At 73.1% G+C, this 24376-nt stretch carries 16 protein-coding genes and 1 pseudogene; 4 read left to right on the top strand and 13 right to left on the bottom strand.

The features are described 5' to 3' along the window. Positions 1 to 604, bottom strand: a 604-nt coding sequence (locus ACL02U_RS14680) for a maltotransferase domain-containing protein (RefSeq protein ID WP_412791240.1), incomplete at its 3' end; no start/stop codon positions are given. A 628-nt stretch (positions 605 to 1232) separates the two neighbouring features. Here ACL02U_RS14680 and glgP point away from each other — a divergent pair. Next, complete coding sequence (gene glgP / locus ACL02U_RS14675) at positions 1233 to 3851, top strand: alpha-glucan family phosphorylase (RefSeq protein WP_412791239.1); 2619 nt, start codon at positions 1233 to 1235, stop codon at positions 3849 to 3851. 307 nt (positions 3852 to 4158) lie between these two features. Here the strand turns inward: glgP and ACL02U_RS14670 are convergent, their stop codons facing one another. The 9 genes from ACL02U_RS14670 to ACL02U_RS14630 form a co-directional block, all read right to left on the bottom strand. Further along, positions 4159 to 4818: a DUF5825 family protein gene (locus ACL02U_RS14670; RefSeq protein ID WP_412791238.1), complete on the bottom strand. Its 660-nt coding sequence runs from the start codon at positions 4816 to 4818 to the stop codon at positions 4159 to 4161. 260 nt (positions 4819 to 5078) lie between these two features. Continuing rightward, on the bottom strand, positions 5079 to 7049 hold the full coding sequence (locus tag ACL02U_RS14665) for a RiPP maturation radical SAM C-methyltransferase (protein ID WP_412791237.1): 1971 nt from the start codon (positions 7047 to 7049) through the stop codon (positions 5079 to 5081). A gap of 92 nt (positions 7050 to 7141) precedes the next feature. Next, on the bottom strand, positions 7142 to 7267 hold the full coding sequence (locus tag ACL02U_RS14660) for a hypothetical protein (RefSeq protein WP_412791236.1): 126 nt from the start codon (positions 7265 to 7267) through the stop codon (positions 7142 to 7144). A 58-nt stretch (positions 7268 to 7325) separates the two neighbouring features. Continuing rightward, positions 7326 to 9122, bottom strand: a complete 1797-nt coding sequence (locus ACL02U_RS14655) for an alpha/beta fold hydrolase (protein ID WP_412791235.1) — start codon at positions 9120 to 9122, stop codon at positions 7326 to 7328. Beyond that, positions 9119 to 10762, bottom strand: coding sequence for an MFS transporter (locus ACL02U_RS14650; protein ID WP_412791234.1), 1644 nt, complete (start codon positions 10760 to 10762; stop codon positions 9119 to 9121). Before ACL02U_RS14650 ends, ACL02U_RS14655 begins: the two co-directional genes overlap by 4 nt. 876 nt (positions 10763 to 11638) lie before the next feature. Then, positions 11639 to 12160, bottom strand: a complete 522-nt coding sequence (locus ACL02U_RS14645; RefSeq protein WP_412791233.1) for a DUF1990 domain-containing protein — start codon at positions 12158 to 12160, stop codon at positions 11639 to 11641. Positions 12161 to 12286: 126 nt separating this feature from the next. Continuing rightward, positions 12287 to 14329, bottom strand: a complete 2043-nt coding sequence (locus ACL02U_RS14640) for a M4 family metallopeptidase (RefSeq protein ID WP_412791232.1) — start codon at positions 14327 to 14329, stop codon at positions 12287 to 12289. Between the two features lie 328 nt (positions 14330 to 14657). Next, the gene (locus ACL02U_RS14635; RefSeq protein ID WP_412791231.1) at positions 14658 to 16430 is read right to left on the bottom strand and encodes an ABC transporter ATP-binding protein; all 1773 of its coding nucleotides are present in this window, start codon (positions 16428 to 16430) and stop codon (positions 14658 to 14660) included. Further along, a complete protein-coding gene (locus ACL02U_RS14630; protein ID WP_412791230.1) occupies positions 16427 to 18253 on the bottom strand; it encodes an ABC transporter ATP-binding protein in 1827 nt (608 codons plus the stop codon). Before ACL02U_RS14630 ends, ACL02U_RS14635 begins: the two co-directional genes overlap by 4 nt. 285 nt (positions 18254 to 18538) lie before the next feature. Between ACL02U_RS14630 and ACL02U_RS14625 the strand changes: the two genes are divergently transcribed. From ACL02U_RS14625 to ACL02U_RS14615, 3 genes are all read left to right on the top strand, one after another. Continuing rightward, a complete protein-coding gene (locus ACL02U_RS14625) occupies positions 18539 to 18952 on the top strand; it encodes a hypothetical protein (protein WP_412791229.1) in 414 nt (137 codons plus the stop codon). Then, on the top strand, positions 18949 to 19890 hold the full coding sequence (locus tag ACL02U_RS14620) for a hypothetical protein (protein WP_412791228.1): 942 nt from the start codon (positions 18949 to 18951) through the stop codon (positions 19888 to 19890). Before ACL02U_RS14625 ends, ACL02U_RS14620 begins: the two co-directional genes overlap by 4 nt. 201 nt (positions 19891 to 20091) lie before the next feature. Beyond that, a complete protein-coding gene (locus ACL02U_RS14615; protein ID WP_412791227.1) occupies positions 20092 to 20247 on the top strand; it encodes a hypothetical protein in 156 nt (51 codons plus the stop codon). A gap of 1993 nt (positions 20248 to 22240) precedes the next feature. Here ACL02U_RS14615 and ACL02U_RS14610 read toward each other — a convergent pair. The 3 genes and pseudogenes from ACL02U_RS14610 to ACL02U_RS14600 form a co-directional block, all read right to left on the bottom strand. Next, positions 22241 to 22381: pseudogene (locus tag ACL02U_RS14610) on the bottom strand (IS3 family transposase); the annotation flags it as partial. A 4-nt stretch (positions 22382 to 22385) separates the two neighbouring features. Then, complete coding sequence (locus ACL02U_RS14605) at positions 22386 to 23585, bottom strand: IS30 family transposase (RefSeq protein WP_412791226.1); 1200 nt, start codon at positions 23583 to 23585, stop codon at positions 22386 to 22388. Next, entirely contained in the window at positions 23533 to 24375 is an 843-nt protein-coding gene (locus tag ACL02U_RS14600) for an IS3 family transposase (RefSeq protein WP_412791244.1), read from the bottom strand. The genes ACL02U_RS14605 and ACL02U_RS14600 overlap by 53 nt, the downstream gene beginning before the upstream one ends. Between the last annotated feature and the right edge of the window lies 1 nt (position 24376).

The raw sequence follows: 24376 nt of genomic DNA, 5'->3' as shown, positions 1-24376 counted from the left end.
TCAGCGCCGCCGCCAGCCGGGAGGCGGCGGGCCGGGACCCGTCCCGCAGCGCGGCCACCGCACCGAGGACCGTCTCCCGCCCCCCGCCCGCCCGGGGCACCCCGGCCGCGGCCCGTTCGTACAACCGGGCCCCCTCCTCCAGGACCAGCTCGGTGTCCATCCCCGCCGGGATCTTGATCCCGGCGTGGTGGCGCCAGGTGGTCACCGGGTCGCCCCACGCCTCCACCGTGTAGCTCCACCGGCCGGTCGCATCGGCGGCGACGGAGGCACCCCACCGGTCCGTGCCGGGGGCCAGCTCGCGCATCGGCGTCCACGGGCCGGGCCGGCCGTCCGGGTCCGTCAGGACGACGTTCGCGGCCACCGCGTCATGGCCCTCCCGGAACACCGTCGCCGAGACCTCGAAGACCTCGCCCACGACCGCCTTCGCGGGACGGCGTCCGTGCTGGACGATCGGGCGGACGTCCAGGACGGGTATCCGGCCGACCGCCGTCCCCCCGCCGGTATGAGGGGGCGCGGCGCCCGGTGGGCCGGCCGCCGCGGGACGCACGGCGGGGGCGCCGGGGCCGGCGGCCGGGGCTGCTGGCGGGTGGTGCGTGGCGGGCATGACCGCTCCTGTCCGCGTCAACGTGGGCGGATGGCAGTGGGGAGGTGGGTCCTGCGGTTGTCCCCGGTAGTACCCCCGGGTCACGGAGGAGCCTTCCCACTCGCTTCGGGTGGGCAATCCGGAACTTTGTTAACTACTCACGCGTATGTGTCTACACACAAGACCGGCGTCCTTCCACCGGAACGGGACCGGCACTGCGCCCTTCGGGGTCCGAGGCTCCGGAACCCGGAGGGGTGTCTCGGGCGCGCCCGCCGCGGCCTGCGGCCCGGCGCGCGGAGGCCGCACCGGACCCGCCCCGCGCCGCGCCGGACCCGGCCGGTCCGGCCGACACGCTCCCGGGCAGCCTCTCGTGCGGGGCGAAGCATCACAAGAGGGCCGGAGAGGAGGGAATCGGCCATGTCGTCCCTGTGTCGCCCCGGCCCGCTCCACCGGTTGTATCAGGGTTGTGACCACTTTCGGATGACACCGAGCGACTCGGACCCCTCCGCGACCGCATGGGGCCGTTCGGGCCGAAAGGCAGGTCGGGGTGCCCGGCTCCCAGCGAGGCGGGCACCGACGCCGGTACCGTCGTAGGCGACGACGATGCACACAGCCGTGCCGTCCGCGAAGCGACTCGTCGAGGTGAAAAGTGAAGGCGATCCGTCGATTCACCGTCCGACCCGTCCTCCCCGAACCCCTCCGCCCGCTCAGCGACCTGGCCCGCAACCTGCGGTGGTCCTGGCACGCCGAGACCCGCGAGCTGTTCCAGGCCGTGGACCCCGAAGGCTGGGCGGCCTCGGAGCACGACCCGATAAGGCTGCTGGGCAGCGTGCCCCCGGCACGGCTGGCCGAACTGGCCCAGGACCGCCGCTTCCTGCGCCGCCTCCGCGCCGCCGCCGACGACCTGCACGACTACGTCACCGGCGCCCGCTGGTACCAGGCGCAGCCCGGGAACCCGCCGGCCGCCATCGCGTACTTCTCACCCGAGTTCGGCGTCACCGCCGCCCTGCCGCAGTACTCCGGGGGCCTCGGCATCCTCGCCGGGGACCACCTCAAGGCTGCCAGCGACCTGGGCGTCCCGCTCATCGGCGTCGGGCTGCTCTACCGGCACGGCTACTTCCGGCAGAGCCTGTCCCGGGAGGGCTGGCAGCAGGAGCACTATCCCGTCCTCGACCCCAACGAGCTGCCCGTCACACTGCTCGAGGAGGCCGACGGCACCCCCGCCGGGGTCGACCTCGCGCTGCCCGGCGGCCGCCGCCTGCGGGCCCGGATCTGGCTGGCCCAGGTCGGCCGGGTGCCGCTGCTGATGCTGGACTCCGACGTCGAGGACAACGACCTCGGCGAGCGCGGGGTGACCGACCGGCTCTACGGCGGCGGCAGCGACCACCGGCTGCTGCAGGAGATGCTGCTCGGTATAGGAGGGGTCCGGGCGGTCCGCACGTACTGCCGTCTGACCGGCCACCCCGAACCGGAGGTCTTCCACACCAACGAGGGCCACGCCGGCTTCCTCGGCGTGGAGCGCATCGCCGAGCTGTGCGAGCGGGGCCTGGACTTCGACGCGGCGCTGGAGGCGGTGCGCGGCGGCACCGTGTTCACCACCCACACGCCCGTCCCGGCCGGTATCGACCGCTTCGACCGGGATCTCGTCGCCCGCCACTTCGGCCCCGACGCCGAACTGCCGCACATCGACGTCGAACGCGTGCTGCGGCTCGGCCGGGAGAGCTACCCGGACGGCCGGCCCGACCTGTTCAACATGGCCGTGATGGGCCTGCGCCTCGCACAGCGCGCCAACGGCGTGTCGGTGCTGCACGGCCGGGTCAGCCGGGGCATGTTCTCCGGCCTGTGGCCGGGATTCGACGCCGACGACGTGCCGATCACCTCGGTGACCAACGGCGTGCACGCGCCGACCTGGGTCGCCCCCGAGGTGTTCCGCCTCGGCGCGCGGCAGATCGGCGCCCAGCGCGCCGAGGACGCGCTGACCGTCGGCGGCTCGGACCGCTGGGACAGCGTCGCCGACATTCCCGACCAGGACGTCTGGCAGCTCCGCCGCGACCTGCGGGAACAACTGGTGACGGAGGTGCGGCGACGGTTGCGCGCCTCCTGGCGGCAGCGCGGCGCGGGCGCGGCCGAACTGGGCTGGATCGACGACGTCCTCGATCCGGACGTGCTCACCATCGGCTTCGCGCGCCGGGTCCCCTCGTACAAGCGGCTGACCCTGATGCTCCGGGACCGCGACCGCCTGACGGAACTGCTGCTGCACCCCGAGCGGCCGATCCAGATCGTCGTCGCGGGCAAGGCGCACCCGGCGGACGACGGCGGCAAGCGCCTGGTCCAGGAGCTGGTCAGGTTCGCCGACGACCCGCGGGTGCGCCACCGCATCGTCTTCCTGCCCGACTACGGCATGGCGATGGCGCGCAAGCTCTACCCGGGCTGCGACGTCTGGCTGAACAACCCGCTGCGCCCGCTGGAGGCCTGCGGTACGAGCGGCATGAAGGCGGCACTCAACGGCTGCCTGAACCTGTCCGTCCTGGACGGCTGGTGGGACGAGTGGTTCCAGCCCGACTTCGGCTGGGCCGTCCCCACCGCGGACGGCGAGCACACGACCCCCGACCGCCGCGACGACCTGGAGGCCGCCGCCCTCTACGACCTGCTGGAGCAGCGGGTGACGCCCCGCTTCTACGAGCGCGGCCGCAGCGGGCTGCCCGAACGCTGGATCGAGATGGTCCGCCGGACCATCACCCAGCTGGGCCCCAAGGTGCTGGCCGGCCGTATGGTCCGCGAGTACGTCGATCGCCTCTACACCCCGGCGGCGCACGCCCACCGGGAGCTCACCCCGGACGCGGCCCGCTCCCTGGCCGCCTGGAAGGCGCAGGTGGGGGCGGCCTGGCGGGAGGTGGCGGTGGACCACGTGGAGACGTCCGCCACGGCGGCCACCGCGGAACTCGGCAGCACGCTCACCCTCCGGGTACGGGTCAACCTCGGCGGGCTCGCCCCGCGCGACGTGGAGGTGCAGGCGCTCTCCGGGCGGGTGGACGCGGAGGACCGCATCGCGGACGCGGCGACGGCTCCGCTGAAACCGGTCGGCGGCCCGGACGAGGAGGGGCGCTGGATCTACGAGGGTCCGCTCGCCCTGGACCGCACCGGCCCCTACGGCTACACGGTGCGCATCCTCCCGGACCACCGCCTGCTCGCCTCCGGAGCGGAGCTGGGCCTGGTGGCGGTGCCCTCGGAGGACGTGGTGGACGGGGCGGGCGTGCTGCTGCGCTGACCTCCCGGCCGCGGACGGCGGCGGTCCCGCAAGCAGATGCCGTCGCCGTCCGCGGCCCCGGGCGCGCGGCTCCCGCGCCCGACGGCTGTCCGCACCGGACGGCTGCCCGGGCCCGCGTGCGGCGGGAGGGCAGCCGGGCGCGGCGGGCGGGCCGGGCGCGGGAAGCCACGGGGTGCGGGAGCCGCGCGTGGGAAGCCGTGGGGTGCGGGAGCCGCGCGTGGGAAGCCGCGGGGTGCGGGAGCCGCGCGTGGGAAGCCGCGGGGTGCGGGCGCCCGGGAGCAGGGGAGCCGGCGGGCCGGGAGGCTGATCAGACCGCCATGGCCTCCTGGAGCCAGCGCGTGACCCGGTACGGCAGCCACCAGACGAGGTCGTCGGCCGCCAGCACCAGGTGCTCGGCGGCGAGTTCGTCCACGATGTCGTCCGGCACGTCCGCGCGGGGGGCGCCCCGGTCGAGCCGGGCGAGGGCCGCCGGATACCGGGGGTCGTCCGCGGTGAACCGGCGCAGATCACCCCAGCGGCGGTCCCGGATCTGCAGGAACCCGGGCCCCTGCCGCCACACCAGCTTGCAGAGGTAGTGGCGGGTGCGCCAGGCCCGCAGTGCGGTGTCCGGGTCGGCGGGTCCGGTGACCGAGGACGGCGGCTGCAGGTGGGACAGTACCTTCCAGGTCTCCTCGGACCGGTCCGCGGGCAGGCGCAGGTCCCAGTCGACCCGGACGGCGCGCGCCGTCAGGTCGCGGACCAGGCACAGCCGGTCGATCGCGGCGCGGGCGGCCGCCGGCCCGGGCCGGGTCAGGTCGACCGGGGCGTCGAGTTCGGCACGGCGCACGCCCATGTCCCACAGCCGCGCGGCGGCGCCGGGTTCCGGGTCGAGCCGCACCCGGCCCAGGGACATGCCCGGCAGCGCCCGGGCCTCCGTGTCGTGATCGCGCCAGGCCCGGACGGACAGGGCGGAGGTGGCGGGTGGCATGACGGCTCCTCGTCGGTGGCCGGGGTCGGGACTGCGTCGGTGGGGAACGCGTGTGCGGAGGTCGGGACTGCACCGGTCGGGACTGCACCGGTCGGGACTGCACCGGTCGGGACTGCACCGGTCGGGGCTGCACCGGTCGGGGCTGGGCCGGTCGGGGCTGGGCCGGTCGGGGCTGGGCCGGTCGGGAACGCGCCTTCGGAGCGGCGCGCCGGCGTACCCCGCCCCGGCGGAGGAGGGGCGCCGGCCGGGGGCGCAGCGCTTCAGGGCAGCGCGGGGGCCGGCGCCGCGGAGGGCCGCGCGGCGGAGTCCGCGGCACCGGTGGTGTCGGCGGAACCGTCCGCGGGGCGGGCGTACAGGTGGCTCATGTAGTCCAGCCGCAGCAGGTCCTGGTTGACGGAGGCGGGCGCCAGGTGGACGTACTGGCCCCCGTCGGTGAAGACCACTCCCTGTGCCGTCCACTCGGTCAGCAGGACCGCGACGTCCTGGGGGGTGCGGTCGGCGAACGCGGCGTCGGCGGTGGCCTTGCGGTGCAGCGCCGCGGGCGAGTGCGGCTGGTCCAGCAGCCGGAACACCGCGAGGTGGAACGGGTCGGTCAGCCGCAGCGACCGCCAGTCGTACCCCTCCCGCCGGCTGACCAGGACGATCTCGTCACCGAGGTCGGTGTGGGTGAGCCGGGCGTCGGTGTGCCGCTTCTTCCACGTCGCCAGGGCCGCGTTGAGCCGGTCCACCGTGACCTCGCCGATGCCGCGCTCGGGTGCCTCGAAGACGTACGCCAGGTCGTACAGCTCCTCCTCGGGCAGGTCGTAGGTGAAGAAGTAGTGCTCCTCCGGGCGCAGCCCGGTGAACCCCAGTTCGGGCCGGTTGAAGTACGGGCTGAACCGTTCGATGGCGATCCGGGCGGACAGGTCGACCGGCGGGTTGAGGTGCTCCAGCGCGGGCAGCTGGCGGATCACCGGGTCGTAGTCCTCGTCCGTCTCGCCGGGGAAGCCGTGCAGGTAGTTCCAGGACACCGACAGGCCGGTCTCCGCCGCGTCCCGCAGCATCCGCACGTTCTGGCAGCCGCTGACGCCCTTGTCCATCAGGTCCAGCACCCTGCTGTTGAGGCTCTCGATGCCGGGCTGGACGTAGATCAGTCCGGCGTCCGCGAGCACCTGGAGCTGCGGACGGCGCATGTTCGCCTTGATCTCGATGTGCATGCGCAGGTCGTGCCCGCTCTCCACGATCCGGGGCAGCACACTGGTCAGGTAGCGCATGTCGAGGATGTTGTCGACGACGTACATGTCGAGGACCCGGTGGCGCTCCGCCAGGCCCGTGATCTCCTCGTAGAAGGTGTCCGGGCTCTTGCTGCGGAACTCCATGAACGAGCCGTTCAGCCCGCAGAAGGTGCAGTGGTGCTTCTCGCCCCACCAGCAGCCGCGGGCGCCCTCGACCACGAGCTTCGGCTCCACCCAGTTGCGGGCCACTCCGGCGGCGAGGCGTTCGAAGTAGCCGCTGTAGTCCGGTGGCAGGATCGCCGCGGGCGGCAGCGGACCGGTGGGCATCGCGTTCGCCGTCGGGGCACCGCCCGTCCGGTGGCACAGCCCCGGTATCCCGGCCGCCGCCTCGGCCCGCGTGCCGTCCCGCACCGCCTCCAGCAGCCGCGGGAAGGCGTCCTCGCCCTCCCCGCGCACCACGTAGTCGACGAACGGGAAGTTGCGGTGCACCGCCGCGCCCTGCTCGGCGTCGCAGTTGGCGCCCCCCATCACCGTCACGATGTGCGGGGCCAGCCGCTTGATGTGCCGGGCCGCGGCCAGGGCCGCGGTGTTCTGCTGGAAGGTGGACGTCAGGCCCACCACGTCCGGCGCCAGGTCGACCACCCGCTGCGCGATCTCCGCCACGAACTCCGGCACCACCGCGTGCAGTTCCTTGGTCATCCGCATCCGGGAGGCGCGCAGCCTGGCGGTCATCACCTCGGTGAACTCGGCCTCCTTCCAGTGCGGATCGTCGTACAGGGCGCTGGAGAAGACCCAGTCGCCGCACCCGAGGAAGTAGGACGACAGCGCGTAGTACTCGTAGTCCTCCGCGGAGAACTCGGTGCGCGCGGTGATCCAGTCGGTGAACTCCAGGTTGGCGTGCAGCACTTCGCACGTCGCGCCCGCGACGCGCTCGTCGACGCTGCGCTTGAGGATGCCCAGGGCCAGGGAGGGCAGGTCGATGGGGGACCACGGCATGTTGAGGAGGAGAACGCGCACGGACGGCTCCTTGCGGGTGGGCGCGGGCGGACGGTCGTCGGGGCGGCGAGCCCGGCCGGCCCGCCGGGGGGCGGGCCGGCCGGACCCGGGGATCACTCCTCGTCGTCGCCGGCCTCGTCGGCGTTGCGGAACGGGATCGTGATGGTGATGCCGATGCCCGGCTTGCGGTTCTCCTCGTCGCCGGCGAGCGGGTCGTTGTGGATGATGTCCTTCTGCATGGTGCTTCTCCCTTCGTGAGGTGGTGCGGTGCCGTGCACACCCGGTCCCGCTGTCGGGTCAGCGGGGCCGGGGCCCTCCGGCCGCGGCCGGAGGGCGTCCAGGGGCCGCGCGCGCCGCCGCTCGGGGCAGGCGCGCGTGCAGGAAGGTCAGAGCGCGGCGCAGGACCGCGACGTGTGCCGCGCCGTCGTAGCCGTCGTGGCCGGTGTCGAGCCACAGGGACTCGTGGTCCGCGCCCGCCTCGTCGAGCGCGGCGAGGTAGGCGCGGATCTGTCCCGGCGGGCACTTGCTGTCCCGGGTCGCGCCGACGACGAGCAGCGGGTCGGTGACGGAGTCCGCGTAGGTCAGCGGGGAGCTGCGCGCGTAGAGTTCGGGCACCTCCTCGGGGGTGCCGCCGAACAGGCGGACGTCGTAGGCCCGCAGCGCCTCGGTGGTGGCCCGGTGCGCGGCCGCCCAGTCGGCGACCGGCTTCACCGCGACGCCGGCCTGCCACAGACCGGGCCGGCGGCCCAGGGCGAGCAGGACCAGGTAGGCGCCCCAGGACACGCCCCACAGCGCGGTGGCCCCGGGCGCGATCAGCCCGCGGGACACCAGGTCGGCGCGGACCGCTGCCAGGTCCTCCACCTGGGTGTGGCCCACCCCGGCGGGGAAGTCCCGCCGCCAGCGCGGCCCGTAGCCGGTGGAGCCGCGGTAGTTGACCCGTACGACCGCGTAGCCGGAGGCGACCAGCGAGTGGACCGTGCCGTCGTAGGCGTCCCGGTCGTGGTCGGCCGGACCGCCGTGGACCAGGAACACCGCGGGCGGCGGCGCGTCGCCGGTGGTGTCGGGCAGGCTCAGCAGGGTGTGCACGCGGCCCGATCCGGTGGGCGTCCACAGGTCGGTGTGGTGCCCGGGCACGACGACCGGCGGGCCGGCGGGCGGGAGCGCGATGCCGTCGGTGGCCCGCAGTACCGGGGGGTGGGCGGTGTCGGTCCACAGGTAGTCCACCGCTCCGGAGGCGGCCGGCGCCGCGTCCAGCAGGCTCCCCGCCGGCGTCGGCAGCAGCGTCCGGCGCCGGGTGCCGAGCTCCACCCGGTGCAGCAGGGACCGCCCGTGCCGGTCCTGGCGCACCAGCACCTCGCGCCGGCCGGGGTACCAGCGTGCGGTGACCTCCGTGTCGAAGGAGCACCAGTGGTGGGTGCGCAGTCCCTGCTCAGGCGTCCAGGTGGCGAGGGCGTAGCGCTCGCCGACGTCCCGCACCAGCAGCAGCTCGCGCTCGCCCGGTGAGGGGGAGAAGCCCTGGCACCACAGTCCGCCGCCGGGCCGGGCGGGTCCGGGCAGCGCGGCCACGGTCCCGCCGTCGCGGGTGACGACCGAGACGGCTGCCGGGTCCTGGGCCGCCGAGGCCACCGCGATCAGGGAGCCGTCCGGGCTGATGCCGCCGAGCCGGCACGGACCCGTCCTGCGCAGCACCTCCCGCACCGCCCCGCCGCGCCGTCCCACCAGCACCCGCGTCCCGGCCTCCGCGGTGAGGGCGGTGGCGAGGGTCCCCTCCGCGGTCACCGCCAGCCCGCGGGGCAGTCCGGGCGGGACGCCGGGCTGACCCGGCCGGCGCGGCCCGCCGTCGAAGTGCTGGAACCACCAGCGGCCCGCGCCCGCCGGGTCCTCGTCGAACCACCACACGTAGCCGTCGGCGTCGATCCCGCGGTGCACGGTGCCGTGCGGGCCGTCGGTGACCTGCCGCACCCGGCGGGCGGCGGCGTCCCAGGTGAAGACCTGGCAGCGGCCGCCGGCGTCCGCGGTGAACACCATGCGCCGCCGGTCGGCGGGGCACACGTCGGGCAGGGCGGCGACGAACACCCGGTAGGCGGCGGTCATGACCGGCCTCCCGAGGGGTCGGGGGCCCCGGCCCCTCGGCGGACGCGCTCCCCGGCGGACGCGGGTGCGGTCTGCGCCGGTGCGGGGGCGGCCGGGTTCCGCTGCGGTGCCGGTGCCGGTGCTGGTGCCGGTGCCGGTGGGGGTGAGGGTGAGGTTGGGGGTGGGGGTGAGGGTGAGGTTGGGGGTGGGGGTGAGGGTGAGGTTGGGGGTGGGGGCGTGGTTGCGGTCCGCGGCGGCGCGGTCGTGGTCCGCTGCGGTGCCGCGCCGGCCGCGGCGTGCTCCCGCGCCGTGGCCGCCGCGCGGAGCACCGCGGGCGCGGCGCGCTGCGTGTGCACCGCCAGCAGGGCGAGCACGACCAGGCAGCACACGGCCGGTGTCCGGCTTCCGCCCCAGGCCAGCAGCGCGGCCGCGCAGGCCGGCGCGGCCGCCGCGGCCAGTGCGGCACCGGCGGCCAGGACGGCCCCGGCCCGCGACTGCACCTCCTGCGGAGCCGCCAGCACGGCCGCCGACCCCAGGACGACGGTCACCACCGGCAGGACGGCGGACAGGGCGGCGAAACCCGGTCCCCACCACCACGGCCCCCCGGCCGACGCCAGTGCCGCGCACGGCGGCAGCAGCAGCCAGGTCGCCGCCGTCAGCGACCGGCGCGCACCCAGTCTCCGCACCACCCGCGCCGCCAGCAGCGATCCGGCCAGCCCCGCCGCGCCGGAGGCCGCGAGCACCGCGCCGGTGACCGCGCTGCCCGAGTCGCCCCCCAGGACGAACAGGGCCGTGTAGAAGAGCAGCGCGAGCGCCCCGGAGGCCACCGAGGACCACAGCAGGACGAGTCGCAGCACGGGGGAGCGGAGCACCACCACGAGACCGGCCCGCAGCGCGCCCGGTTCCGCCCGCCCGGGTCGCCCGCCGCCCGCGGACGCGGGCTCGGGGGCCCCGCCCGCGGCGGGCGCCGGCCCTGCTCCGGCCGGTGTGTCCAGGGGACGGCGCACCAGTCGGATCCCCAGAGCGGCCAGCGCGTAGGAGACGGCGTCGACGGCGAACGGCAGGAAGCGGCCGACGGCGAACAGGACACCGCCCAGCGCCGGCCCCGCCACCAGCGCCGCCTGGTCGCCGGCCTGGAGCCCGGCGACCGCGCGCGGCATGTCCTCGGGCGAGGCCAGCCGCGCCAGTGCGCCGCGGGCCGCCGCCTCGTACGCCGTCGCGCACAGCCGTTCGGTGAAGGCCAGCGCCAGCAGCGGCCAGAGCGGGGGATGCCCGAACGCGGCCACGGCCAGGCCCGCCATCGCCAGTGACGCCAGCGCCGCCGCGCCGGTCATCAGGGAGCGCCGGTGCCCCCGGTCGGCCGGTACGGCGACCAGCGGCCCGAGCAGCACCCCGGCCACGGCGGCGGCGGTGGCGAACGCGCCCGCGGTCGCCGGGGGGTGCCCCAGGTTCAGCAGCAGCAGGGGGAAGACCAGCCCGGACGCCTGGCTGCCGAGACCGTCGACGGCGTTGACGCTCCAGAGGACGGCCGTGTCGCGCCGGCCGTCCGGCGCCGGCCCGCGCGCCTTCCGCCCCGGCGGGGGCGCGGACGGGGCGGCGGCGCCGTGCCCCGGTCCGGCGGCGCCGTGCTCCGGTACGCCTGGAACGTCGACGTCCCCCACCTCCCCGTGTCCCCGTCGTGTCCCCGTCGGTCTTCCCGTCACCCACCGCCGGAGTCAATCGGCAGGGGCATGCCAAACCACGGGACGCTCCGGCCGAACACCCGTGTGTGAAAAGTGTGTGCGAAATGCGAAAGAGGTTCCGGAGCCTAGCCAGCACCGTGCCGCGCGAACAAGGGTGCCGCAGCCCGCCCGGCCGCCCGGACCGCGCTCAACATGGCCGAGAGGAGGCTGGCCGGACACCGCTCCCCGTGTTCCCGCAGCAGGTCTCCGCCACGACGGGTCCGCGACCGCCGCGGTCGGCCCGGTGCTTTGCGACAGCGCACCGACGGGCCGTGCGCGGCGGCCGCCGACCCGTCGGCGGGGCGGCTCCCACGGCCGAGTGCGCACGACGCGGGCCCTCGGCCGGATCGCTGCGGCGGAACCCCGGGCGGGGGCGGCCGCGTTGCGGGACAAAAGACGGGGAGGGGCCGTGCGGGGGTGCGCACCGCGGACGGCCCGTCCCGCCGGCGGGCCCGCCATGCCGGGCCTCCCGGCCCGCAAGGGCCGCGCGCCCGTTCCACTTTGGCGGAGAAGCGCCCCCGGACCGTACTCGAGGAGACGTCGGTCGGAACCCCGCCGGAACCGATTCGTCCGGTGCCGCGACCGGTGCCGCCACGGCCGCCTCCACCGCCGGCGGCGCGGGATGCGGCGCCGCGGAATCGGCTCCGGTCCTGCCCTCCCGTACGGTCGTGTCCGCAACCCCCGGCCGCAACGCCGCACCCCGGAGACCCTTGCCGGAACCGGAGTCCCCGGCCGCAACCCGACCGCACGTCAGGGGCGCACGGCGGTCCGGGGAGTGCTGTCGGGGCGCCGTGCGCCGCGGTGGCGGAGCCGGTGTCAGTCCTCCGCGACGTCGAGGCACAGGCGCCGCAGTACGGTCCCGCAGCGGCGGGCGTACGCGTGCTGGAGGCCGCGGGTCGCCGGGCCGCCGGCCTTGGCGTACCACTTGGCCGCGCGGCTGAAGGCGCTCACCGTGAGCCAGACCGTGCCGTCGCCGGTGCGGGCGACCATGAAGACCTCCTCGCCGCACTCCGGGTGGCCGTTCAGCGTCCCGTAGGCCCAGCCCGCGCGGCGCTGCTCCTCCACCGCCCAGATCACCCGGCAGGGCGCCTTGATCAGCCCGGCCAGGGTGACCGTGACGTCGACGCCGGGGGCCGCGCGTTCGGCGCCGGCGTCGATGCCGACCCCCAGCGCCCGGTGCATCTCCCAGGTGAGGACCGCCTCGGCGGCGCGGCGGAACACCGGCTCGCCCTCGCCTATCCGGCTGCGCACGTGCATCGGGTGGTAACCGGGAGGGCAGGCGGCCGGGTTTGCACGGGTCGCGCCGACGGGCTCGTACGTGAATTCGGCCGAGGACATGGGTCCCAAGCGTACGGCGGCACCCGGGGAGCCCTCACCCCGGGTGCCGCCGTGGTCATCGGATGAACGGGCCCCGTCCCGGGAAGACGTACCACCGGGACGGCGCCCTGCTCGTGCCGGGCCCGCTTACGGGAAGGTCAGCTTCCAGTCGTCGATGTAGCCCGTGTCGTAGGAGGCCACGTCCTGGACGCGCAGCTTCCAGGTGCCGTTGGCCGTCTCGGAGGACGCGTTGACCGTGTAGGTCGCGTGCACGTCGTCCGCCGAGTCGTAGTAGCTGGAGTTCTTCAGCCGGTACGCCGTGCCGTCCGGGGCCACCAGGTCGATGACCAGGTCACCGCGCCAGGTGTGCACGATGTCGACCGAGACCTGGAGGTTGGAGGGCGCGTTTCCGGACACGCCGGAGACCGTGATCGGGGACGTCACCGCCGGACCGTTGTCCGGGATCGAGACGTTGGCGCCGTTCTCGAAGGAGGTGCCGCCACCGCCTCCGCCGCCACCCGAGCGGGAGCCGACGTTCACGGCCGCCCACGCGTCCTGCACCGCCGCGTACTCGGCGCTGCTCGACCCGTACAGCTCGGCCGCCGCCGCCAGCGTGCCGGTGCGCGCGCCCGCGTAGTTGGTCGAGGAGGTGAACTTGGTGGTCAGCGCCCGGTACCAGATCTGCAGCGCCTTGTCCCGCCCGATGCCGGTGACCGGAAGGCCGTCGGAGGTCGGCGAGTTGTAGCTGACGCCGTTGATGACCTTGGCGCCGCTGCCCTCGCTGAGCAGGTAGAAGAAGTGGTTGGCGACACCGGACGAGTAGTGCACGTTCTTGTTGCCGACGCCGGAGTACCAGTAGTCGGCCGAACTGCCGTCCTTGCTGGGCTTGTCCATGTAGCGCAGCGGGGTGCCGTCGCCGTTGATGTCGATCTTCTCGCCGATGAGGTAGTCACCGGGGTCGGAGGAGTTGTTGGCGTAGAACTCCACACCGGTGCCGAAGATGTCGGAGGTGGCCTCGTTCAGGCCGCCCGACTCGCCCGAGTAGTTCAGGCCCGCGGTGTTGGAGGTGACGCCGTGGCTCATCTCGTGGCCGGCCACGTCCAGGGACGTCAGCGGGTCCTGGTTGTTGGAGCCGTCGCCGTACGTCATGCAGAAGCAGCTGTCGTCCCAGAACGCGTTCACGTACGAGTTGCCGTAGTGGACGCGGGAGTACGCTGCCACGCCGTCGTTGCGGATGCCGGTGCGACCGAAGGTGTTCTTGTAGAAGTCCCAGGTCACCGCCGCGCCGTAGTGGGCGTCGGCGCCGGCGGTCGCGGCGTTGGAGGTGGTGCCGTTGCCCCAGGTGTCGGTGGACTGGGAGAACAGCGAGCCGGTGCCCGACGTGCCGTGGTTGAGGTTGTACGTCTTGTGGCCGCCGCGGGCGCCGTCGTTCAGCGTGTACGTCGAACCCGAGTGGGTCGTCGTCAGGGTGACCTGGCCGCTGTACTGGGTGTTGCCGACGCCGGTCTCGATGCCCTGGTACTCGTACAGCTTCGCCCCGGTGGCCGCGTCGGTGATGACGTGCAGCTCGTTGGGGGTGCCGTCGTCCTGGAGGCCGCCGACGACGGTCTCGTAGGCCAGGACCGGCTTGCCGCTGCCCGCCCAGATCACCTTGCGTGCCGAGTCGGCGGCCGACTTGGTGCTGCCGAGCGCCTTGGCGCGCCCCACGGCCTGCTTCTCGGCTGCCGACTTGGAGACGTCGGGGGTGAGGTCGGAGACCTTCAGCGCGGCGTTGGTCGCCTTGATGACGCGCTTGGCGGCGCCCTGCTTGTCGGTGTCGACGATCAGGTCGCCGCCGAGGACCGGCAGACCGGCGTAGGTGCGCTCGTAGCGGGTGTGCGTGGTGCCGTCGGCGTCCTTCACGACGTCCTTGACGACCAGCTTCTCCTTGGCCCCGAGGCCTATCTCACGGGCCGTCTGCGCGGTCGCCGAGGAGGCGTCGCGGATCAGCTCGGCGCGCTGCGAGGGGGAGAGCTTGAGCGCGGCGTGGGCCGGGTTGACCCGGTCCGGTGAGGCGTTCGCCGGGGCGGCGCTCGCGGCTCCCGCCTGGACGGCCGCGGCGAGCAGTGCGGAGACGCCGACGAGGGCGACGCCGGCCGCACGGCGGTGCGTGGTGTGGGAGGTGCGTCTGCGCGAGGAACTGCTACTCAACACTGACTCCTTCTGCGAGGCCGCGGGTCGCGCGGCCAAGTGGGGAGACCGGGCGGCCGATGGGCCGTCCGGACAGAACGGGTCGTACGCGTGCGGGCAGTGCCGGGCCGCGGCGCAGCGGAGGAACGGTGGGGTTGCTGCTGAACGGCCGTGGGAAGCGTGTCAGGGGACCGGTGCACTTGTCAGGAGCGCGTCAGCAACTTGGCTGGAAATCGTCCGTTGTCCGGGAGTTCACGTCCGATATGCGGAATCGTGGCCCAAGTGGCCTTGTGCGGAACGTACAAGGACCCCTGCGGGGCCGGAAGGAGCCGCGGCGGCAGGCCGCGGCTCACCCGCCCGGCGCGTCCCCCGAGCGCTTGCCGTGCCAGGTCCGCCACAGCCGCGCGTACGCCCCGCCGGCACGCACCAGCTCCTGGTGCGTGCCGAGTTCGGCCAGCCGGCCGTCCTCCATCACGGCCACCCGGTCGGCGTCGTGCGCGGTGTGCAGGCGGTGCGCCACGGCGATGACGGTGCGGCCCTCGAGGACCGCGGCCAGGGCCCGCTCGGTGTGGCGTGCCGTCGTCGGATCGAGCAGCGCGGTGGCCTCGTCCAGGACCAGCGTGTGCGGGTCGGCCAGCACCACCCGGGCCAGCGCCAGTTGCTGGGCCCTAGGCCCGTCGGCGCGCCGCCCGCCCGTTCCGCCGAGTTCGGTGTCCAGCCCCCCGGGCAGCCCGCGCACCCAGGAGTCGGCGCCGACCGCCGCCAGCGCCGCCCACAACTCCCGTTCCGTCGCCCCGTCGCGGGCGATCCGCAGGTTGTCGCGGACGCTGCCGAGGAAGACGTGGTGCTCCTGCGTCACCAGCACCACCTGGCGGCGCAGCCGCTCCGGGGCCAGTGCGGCGACCGGCACCCCGCCCACGGCCACGGTCCCCGCGCTCGGCGCGTCGATACCCGCCAGCAGCCGGCTCAGCGTGGACTTCCCGGCGCCGGAGGGCCCCACCACCGCCAGCCGCTCCCCGGGCCGGACCGTGAGATCGACTCCGCGCAGCACCTCGCCGCCGCGGTCGTAGGCGTACCGGACCCCCGCCACCTCGATGCGGTCGTCCGCCGGGACCTGCGGCGCGCCGCCGCCGTCCGCGCGCGGCGCCCGCCCGAGCCCCTCCACCCGGGCGAACGAGGCCCCGCTGCGCTGGAGTTCCTCCACCCTGGAGAGGATCTCGTCCAGCGGCGTCTCGAAGTGCTTCAGGTACAGCGCCGCCGACACCACCGCCCCCAGGGTCACCGTCCCGTGCGCGTGCAGTACCCCGCCCACCAGCAGCACCCCGGCGACCGGCAGCACGTACGAGGTCTCCACCACCGGGAAGAACACCGACCGCAGATACAGCGTGTACAGCCGCCGGCGCCGGGAGACCTCCAGCGCCTCGCGGCTCGCCGCCACCCGGTGCCGCCGGAGCCGGAACGCCTCGACGGTCCGCGCACCGGACGCCGTCGCCGACAGGACCTCCGCCACCGCGGAGTTGGCGGCACCCTCCGCGAGGTAGCCGTCCCGCGCCCGGCGCAGGTACCAGCGCAGCGCGAACCGCACCGGCAGCAGGCACAGCAGGGCGAGCGCGCCGAGCCGTGGGTCGAGCGCGAACACCGCACCCAGCAGGAACAGCGCCTGCACCGCGTTCACCAGCAGTTCCGGTCCGGCGTCCCGCAACGTCGTGCCGACGGCGGTGACATCGGCGGTACCGCGCGCCGTCAGGTCGCCGGCCCCGGCCCGCTCCACCACCGAAGCGGGCAGCGCCAGCGCCCGGTCGACGAACTCCTCGCGCACCCTCGCCAGCGTCCGCTCCCCGAACCGGTGCCCGGCGTACCGCGCCCGGCGAGCCAGCAGCACCTGCACCAGCGTGCACACCAGGATGGCCAGTGCCATCCGGTCGACGGCGCCGACCCCCGCCCCGCCCCGCACCTCGTCGATGATCCGCCCCAGCAGCCACGGCCCGGCCAGCCCGGCCGCAGCGGCCGACGCGTTCAGCGCCAGAACGCCCGCGAAGGCGCGCCCGTCGGCCCGCACCAGGCGCGCCGCGGCCCGGCGCACCCGGGCGGCGTCCGCGACGGGCAGCTCACCCCCGCTCATCCCGCCACCCCCTGCCGCTCCGCGTCCCCGCCGGTGCGGTCGCCGTCGCGGCCGTCGCCTTCGTACCCGGCGTACCCGGCGCGCTCGGCGGTGCCTTCGGTCCCGTGCTCGGCGGTGCCTTCGGTCCCGCCCTCGGCGTCCCGCGCGACCAGTGCCCGATACCCCGGCTCCCGGGCCAGCAACTCCGCGTGCCCGCCCACTGCCGCCACCCTGCCGCCGCTCAGGAAGCACACCGCGTCCGCCCGGTCCAGCAGCAGCGGTGACGTGGTGACCACCACGGTGGTACGCCCCGCCCGGGCGTCCCGCAGCCCATCCGCGACCGCTGCCTCGGTGTGCGCGTCGAGCGCCGAGGTCGGCTCCACCGCCAGCAGCACCTCGGGGTCCGCGAGCAGTGCGCGCACCAGCCGCACCCGCTGCCGCTGACCGCCCGACAGATTGCGTCCCTGCGCGTCGAGATCCGCGTCGAACCCGCCCGGCAGCCCGCGTACCACGTCGTCGGCGACGGCGGCGCGCACGGCCCGCAGCAACTCCTCCTCGCCCGGCTCGCCCGCCCCGGCGACGACCTCCCGCAGGGTCCCCGCGAACAGGTCCGCCTCCGGATCGGCGACCAGGATCCGCTCCCGCACCCGCGGCAGCGCCATCGCGTCCAGCCGCACCCCGCCCCAGACCGCGTCCGAGGGGGCGTACCGGCCCAGCCGGTCGACGACCTCCACCGCGTCCGCGGGGTCGGCCGCGGCCAGCGCGGTCAGCCGCCCCGGCTCCACCCGCACCCCGGAGTCCGGGTCGTACAGCACCGCCGGCCCGTCCGGCGGATCGGCCGACCCCCCGTCCGGCTCGGGCTCCAGTTGCAGCAGCCGCACCACGCGCCGGGCGGCCACCACGCCCCGGCTGAGGTTGTAGCCGCACTCGACGAGGAACCCCACCGGCGGCACCAGGACCGCGACATAGCCGTACACCGCCACCAGTTCGCCGACCGTCAGCTCCCCCCGCGCCGCCTGCCGGGCGGCCAACCAGGTCACCACCGCCAGGAACAGGGTGGGCAGTCCGGTGCCCAGGGCCTGCAGCCAGCTCGTCACCGCGCCGACCCGGTAGCCCTGCTCCCGCAGCCGGGCCGAATCCCGGCGGAACGCCCCGGCGAGCAGCTCCTTGCCGCCGAGCCCGTTCAGCACGCGCAGGCCGCCCGCCAGGTCGCCGATCCGCGCGGTCAGCACGCCCTGCCGCTCCCGGTACTCCGCCTCCGCTCCCTGGAGCCGCCGCATCAGCGGACCGACCAGCAGCACGATCACCGGCACCCCGAGCAGCACCACCACGGCCAGCCGCACCGACACCGACAGCAGCAGCCCGGCCACCACCGCGTAGGCGACGACCCCTCCGACACCCGGCCCGACGGCCGTCAGGGACGTGCCGATCTGCTGCACGTCCCCGACGCCGATCGTCACCACCTCGCCCGCGCCGGTCCTGCGCGGCAGCGCCGCCCCCAGCCGCACCGCGTGCCCGACGACCACCTTCACGGTGCGGAAGTTGGCGTCCATCCGCACCCGGGTCATCACCCGGTGGCGCATGACGCCCAGCCAGGCGTTGAAGCCGCCCAGGGCGACGAGCACCGCGCACCAGCCGGCCAGCGCCGCGAGATCGCCGCGTACCAGGCCCTCGTCGACCGCGTGCGCCATCAGGTAGGGCGGCGCGGCCAGCAGCACCATCCACCCGGTGCCCAGCACCGCCCCCGCGACCGACCGGCCCGGCTGCCGCCGGACCAGCCACCACAGGTACCGCCAGCCGCCCCGCCGATCGGGCGTGCCGGGATCGCCGTACGCGTCGATCATCGGTTTCCGTCCCCCTTCTCTCGCCTCCGGCGCCGGTGCGCGCCTCGAACGCCGCCGGAACCCGCACCTTCGCGACCGTCGGCTCCGGCGGAAGCACCGGGCTCCGGTCCCCGCTCGCGCCGACCTCGTGCATCCATTGTGATCAACGCGGACCAGCCCCGTACGTCGGGGCGTTGCTGTCTCCGGGGCTCGTGCTCCGTTCCCGGGTCGGCTGCGCCAGTCGGCGGCCCGGAGAGGATTTCCTTTCCTGGTTCAGCGGCGAAGGGCTCCCGCTATGGTCCACGAGTGACCCGAAGAAACGACCATCATGACGAGAGCCCGTCCGTGACGCCGTCCGGGGATCCGCTGGCGTCACGCGGCCGGCGCTGTGCCGGGCGGGCCGAACTGATCGACCTCTTGCAGGACTGGCTCGCGCGCACGGACAGGCCCACTGTCGGGGACGTCGGCACCTTCGGTGGCTCGGCGTGGCTCAGTGTGGACACCTCGGCCGGGATCGTGCACATCAACGCGGACACCACGCGAGGTGCGGTCGAGCGCGTCGTACGCCGGTACCAGCAGTCGCATGGTGCGCCCTGGACTGTGGTGGCCAATCGCCGCGGCCGCACCAACCGGATCATCGCCGAGACCGACGTGAGTGAGGCGACGGGGTGGTACGCCTATCTGAAGGTGGCCGTCGAGGCGGGGACGGAGGTTCGGTGAGCGCCTCGGTCAACGTGGTGCAGTTCCCGCATCCCGGCGCGGAGCACCGTCCTGGCCGCACGGATGCCATGCCCTGGAACAGCGGAGCGCATCGGCGGAAGTTCCTTCGAAGCCCCGGAAGCTGGGTCGACGGGTGCGGTGCCGTGAACCGGGGCGACATGACGTTCTGGGGCGAGTGGGAGGCCCCGAGCCGTATCGCACGGCGCTGGCCGGCCGACGGACACCTACCGCGATTCCTGCACCAGCCGGTGCTCAGCGACCCGCCGGTCGGCCGGTACGTGCAGAACACCGATCCGCTCGTGTTCGGCCACCGGTTCCGGTACTCGAACTGCAAGCAGTTCGACACGACACACGGCCGGCCGAGCGGGCTGCAGGACCTGGCTCGTGGATCGATCATCCTGTTCGGTTCGAGGCTCGGGGGAGAGTTCTTCGTTCTCGACACGGTCTTCGTCGTCGCCGACGGTCGGCCCTTCTCCCTCGGCGATCCGGACTGTCTCGCCGACGAGCCGTTCGTCCAGCGCGTGGTCGTCGAACCGCTCAGGAGCGGCGCCGGTGGGCAGCAGCGCAAGTACACCCTGTTCGACGGTGCGATGTACGACGAGCCTGTCGAAGGCATGTACTCCTTCGTCCCCGGGTTGCCGGTCGACGGGGAACCCCAGCGGTTCGCCCGGCCGGTAATCGAGTTGCCGGGGTTCATCAATCCGCTGTCGCACCAGTCGCCGAGGAGTTACACCGCAAGGGACTCTGTCGCCCTCGATGCTGCACGCAACGCCTGGCGGGCGGTCACAGACCGGGTGCTGGCAGCGGGCTGCGTTCTCGGGTTCGATCTGGAGGAGCCCCGATGGACCAGTGCCGTTCCCCCGGGCCGCGTCGGCGGCGAACCCGCGTCGGCGCCGTCGCCATGCGGGGCCGGGCCCGCTGCGCGAGCCCACTGCTGAACCGCGCCGGACGAGGCAGGCGTCCGCTCCGACCCACCTGTCTCGGCGGGAGAGCCGCCGAAGCGGTCGGTGGGGGAGTACCGAACGGCGGGCGGGCTCTCGTTCCCGCCCGCCAGACCCGGCCACCATTCCAGGCCGGGAGCCGAACCGCCCTCCAGCACAAGCGTCTTCGGCAGGGCGAGCGTCGCGGTAGAGGGCGACGTGAACGCTGCCGCCCTCACCGGGATCACCGGTATCCGGCTGGACTGCGGCATCGACTTCGTCACCGGCGGACCACCACCGACGACAGACGGGACGGTGCTCCGTATCGAACGGCTCGCTGACCTCCCCAACCGGCCATCAGTCACGACCGTCTGACCGGCTTCAGCGGCCATGGCGGGACATCGTTGCTGGTTGGCGGATGCTGGCCGCACAGGGGGATGGGGCACCTTGGACAGGACGAAGTCGTGACGCTTGTCCATCTCCAGCCCGACCGTGCCGCACGGGTTGGTGTTCGATCAGGAGAGCGCGGTCAGCCCGTGCCGCTCATCGCCCGACAGCTTCTCGGCCCAGGCCGCTTCGGCGAGAAGTCTAGGATCCGTCACTCCGTGAGCACTGGGTGCTGCGGAAACGCGGCAATCCGCGCATCGCGAGCACTGCCGCTTTCAGAGCCAGGTGAGCAGTCCGGATACGCCTACCCGTTGACATGGCGCCTCTGTAACAGTGTGCCGACTGCCACTTGGTCTCCGACCTGAGGTTGCTCCGTCGACCCGGATCTTCCGCACGGTCTTCACATGCCCCCTGGGGCGACGGCAGGAGTGGCTCACAGCCGGGGGCCGTCGAGAGGGGCGGCCTGATTGGGGCGAGGCGATGGGGGGCGAGCACGTCTTGTCCAGGTGCTTGCCGACGACGACGTGCAGCAAGTTCCGGTCCAGCCGGATAGCTGCACCGCGGGCAGAGGCCGCTGCTCTCCGAGGGCGACCGTGCCGTCGTGGTCGATGGCACGGTCGGCTTCGACGGCCCTGGCTGCCGAGACCGGCCCGAGGGGCGCCGCAGAGGCTGTCGGCTCGATCACGTCCGCGGACGTGATCGCTAACTGATCAATTTGGCCGCTACTTGACGCACCGGCTCACCCTGCCCTCCCGGAGAGCATGTCCATCAGGGCAGTGTCGCGGCATACTACGCCGGGCGCGGTCCTTCCCTCGATGGCTTCCAGCAACCGTCGGCGGTCGGCCGGGCGTACCAGCGTCAGGATCGCCTCCACGCGCTCTCCAGCAGGTCCCGCCATGACCAACGTCCAGGCCCTCCGCCATGCACCGGGTCCACGCACCGCTGAGACCGTTACGAGGTGCTCGGTTGACATGGAGACTCTCCGGACCCCGGTCCGTACGATCACATACTCATCCGTAACTGTGACGCCTACCGAAGCCCAGATCAGCATCGAAACAAGCACGACACACAGGCCACCCGCCGCGAATATCCACATACTCAGCCGATCTTCGGTAGTGCCCGCGCGTAGACCCAGGAAAATCAGCACTGGCACTACTACCACGGAAATGTATCGATAGCTGAAATGCACATGCACGTCACCGTCTTTTTTCACGAGCACCATCCAGGCGTGGCAGCAGGATCTGGGGTGGATTGATGATAGCGCATACGGACTCCGATGGCCCTGGGGGCTGGGCGACTCGCATTTCACAGTCCATCGGTCCCAGCTTCCGGGGCTCCACTCAGGGGTGGATTCGAGCTTTGAGCAGGCTCTTTGGGCTACCCGCCGCAGATTTTCCTCAAGTTCTCGATAGTCCTTTCGGTGCGCGCGGGTTGGAGTCCGCGGGCTGCGTTTGCGGCTTTCTTTCCTGTATATCCGGAACCTATGACGTCGGCGCCGAGAATCGATGACGACACTGCGCAATTCCACCCTGAGCCGTAGCTGCAATCATCGATGGCAAGAGCGGCTTGCGTGACTGTCATGACAGCCCCACTAATGGCAGCCACAGTGCCTGCCACTGCAACGCAAGGAGCCAGCCCAACAGCCCCGCAGCCTATTGCTATGATCCCAGCCGTGGCATAGGCGACGGTCGCGATGGCGTTTATGCGGGTTATTGCGTCCTTGTGTTACGGCAGCTGTAGAAAGCCGTTGCTGAACTTTTCTGATCATGGTGTGGTGTCGGCGTAGGCGTGCCAGCGGCGGTGGCAGAGGCGGGCGCGGTGTTGGTGGCGGCGGCGCCAGGTGGACCACCACAGCAGGTGGTCGCGGTCTCGTCGGGGCGGCGGGAGGATCAAGGCTCGTAGCAGGCGGAGGAGTTCGTGGCTGCTGAGGGGGACGAGGTCGCAGGGCGAGGTCGGCGTCGGTGCTGGTCGCGAAGGTGGTGCGGCGGACGCACTCGGTCTTCAGGACGCTCCAGAAGTTCTCCGCGAGGGCGTTGTCGAACGAGTCGCCCACGCTTCCCATGCTCGGCTCGATTCCCGCCTTCAGCAGGCGAGTTGTGAGCTTGATGGACGTGTACTGACCGGATTCAAGCGGTCGTTGCAACACCGGCTTGTTGAATCAACTGTAGCTGCTCGTTGAGTGCTTCGGCGGGTGTCTTCCAACCGAGCGTCTTGCGGGGTCTACTGTTGAGAGTGTGAGCGACGGCCTCGACTTCCTCAGCGGACCATCTGGAGAGATCGGTGCCTTTCGGAAAGTACTGGCGCAAGAGCCCATTGGTGTTCTCGTTGGTGCCGCGCTGCCATGGACTATGCGGATCGGCAAAGAACACGGGAATGCCAGTCTCGACCTTGAATTGAGCGTGCGCCGACATCTCCTTGCCTCGATCCCACGTCAGCGACCGTGCCAGTTGCTCGGGCAGCGTCGACATCGTGCTGGCGAGTGCGTTCTTCATCGTGATCGCCCCATAACCAGCCAGTGCAGGGCCATTCTTGACCGTGTGTTTGTGCCGGTAGCCTTCCTCGCGCGGCAGGTGAATGAGCATCGTGAATCGAGTTGACCGCTCGACGACCGTACCGATCGCGGAACGCTCCAGTCCGATGATCAGGTCCCCTTCCCAGTGGCCGGGAGCAGCACGGTCCTCGACCTCGGCAGGGCGTTCGCTGATCAACGCTTCGGGTGTCACGTGCGCCCAGGTCTTGCGGCGCGAACGAGCACGCGGGGCGCGCAGCGCGCGGCCCGTACGAAGGCACAGGATCAGCTCTCGCTTGAGTGCCCCGCGGCCCTGGATGTAGAGCGCCTGGTAGATCGCCTCGTGGCTGATGCGCATGGACTCATCATCGGGGAAATCAAGCTTGATCCGGTTCGCGATCTGCTCCGGGCTCCATGCCTGCACCCACGCGCGGTCCTTGCGGTGCGGCTTGTTCCGACCCGTCCACCCGCCTGTCGCAGGTCCAGCGATCGCCTTGCCGCCGGGCGTGCTGATCTGTCCGGACAGTCGCTCCTGGACGTAGGCGTGCAACCGGGGATTGGCCACCAGCTTCGATGTCTTCGGGCGGCGTGCGGCCAAGTCCGATTTCCATTGCGCGACCGATGCCCGATATTCACGCTTGCCACTCCTGGTAGCCGCGTTGCGCCGCAACTCGCGGGAAATCGTCCCCGGATCACGTGCGACTTCCCGCGCGATTTCACGAACGCCCTTTCCTTGGGCGTTGAGGAGCGCGATCTCCTCCCGCTCAGAAAACGACAGGTACCTGCCCGAATGCGGCTGCGGATCGAACGGTCGCATGCCCCCACATTGCCGGTACCAGCGCGTGGCCACCGCCGGCGCCACGCCGATAACCCCAGCCGCTTCCTCCGCGAGAAGCCCCTTGGCAATTTCGTCCCAGAACTCCGCCTCGATATGACGCTGAAATTTCGGATGCCCCGGTGACCTCAACTTCGGGCGCACCGCCCGATCGGCCGCCTGCTGACGACGAACCATCCCACACCTCGCTGATCACGAGGTGTTGCGACGACCGGTTGAATCCGCCCTGACACCCGTGGTCGCTGTGATGAATCAGCGTCCCCGGCTCGACTGGACGGCCGTGCAGCGCGTACTCCAGGGCGGTGAGGACCAGGTCGGCGTCCGCACGCTCGGAGGTGTGCCAGCCCACGATCCTTCGGGAGAAGGCGTCGCGGATCGAGGCAAGCCACCACGGGCCCTCGCCGGTCGGGATCAGCGAGATGTCGGCGACCCACAGCCGGTAGGGGGCGTCGGCGATGAAGTCGCGCTGGACCATGTCCGGGGCGGACTCGGCGGCCGGGTTACGGCGGGTGAAGCCGCGGGGCCGGCGCGGGCTGACGCCCTGGAGGCCGGCCTGGCGCATCAGGCGCTCGACCCGCTTGCGGCCCACGTGGGCGCCTTCGCGCCGCAGGACGGCGTGGACGCGGGGGAGCCGTAGGTCTCGTCGGAGTCGGCGTGGATGCGGCGGATGTGTTCGGTCAGTTCGGCGTCGCGGCGCTTGCGCCCGCAGGGCTCGTGGACGTCGCGGCGCCAGCGGTAGTGTCGGCTTCGAGCGGCGCCAGGTCCGGGACATC

It is taken from the genome of Streptomyces sp. MS06, assembly GCF_047200655.1.
GTDB lineage: Bacteria > Actinomycetota > Actinomycetes > Streptomycetales > Streptomycetaceae > Streptomyces.
This window is presented reverse-complemented; position numbering and strand designations above follow the sequence as displayed.

Excerpts from the sequence above, each read along its gene's own strand:
- ACL02U_RS14635 (WP_412791231.1), bottom strand. The coding sequence starts at position 16,430 with ATGAGCGGGGGTGAGCTGCCCGTCGCGGACGCCGCCCGGGTGCGCCGG.
- ACL02U_RS14605 (WP_412791226.1), bottom strand. The coding sequence starts at position 23,585 with ATGCGACCGTTCGATCCGCAGCCGCATTCGGGCAGGTACCTGTCGTTT.
- ACL02U_RS14600 (WP_412791244.1), bottom strand. The coding sequence starts at position 24,375 with ATGTCCCGGACCTGGCGCCGCTCGAAGCCGACACTACCGCTGGCGCCG.
- ACL02U_RS14630 (WP_412791230.1), bottom strand. The coding sequence starts at position 18,253 with ATGATCGACGCGTACGGCGATCCCGGCACGCCCGATCGGCGGGGCGGC.
- ACL02U_RS14655 (WP_412791235.1), bottom strand. The coding sequence starts at position 9,122 with ATGACCGCCGCCTACCGGGTGTTCGTCGCCGCCCTGCCCGACGTGTGC.
- ACL02U_RS14660 (WP_412791236.1), bottom strand. The coding sequence starts at position 7,267 with ATGCAGAAGGACATCATCCACAACGACCCGCTCGCCGGCGACGAGGAG.
- ACL02U_RS14645 (WP_412791233.1), bottom strand. The coding sequence starts at position 12,160 with ATGTCCTCGGCCGAATTCACGTACGAGCCCGTCGGCGCGACCCGTGCA.
- ACL02U_RS14670 (WP_412791238.1), bottom strand. The coding sequence starts at position 4,818 with ATGCCACCCGCCACCTCCGCCCTGTCCGTCCGGGCCTGGCGCGATCAC.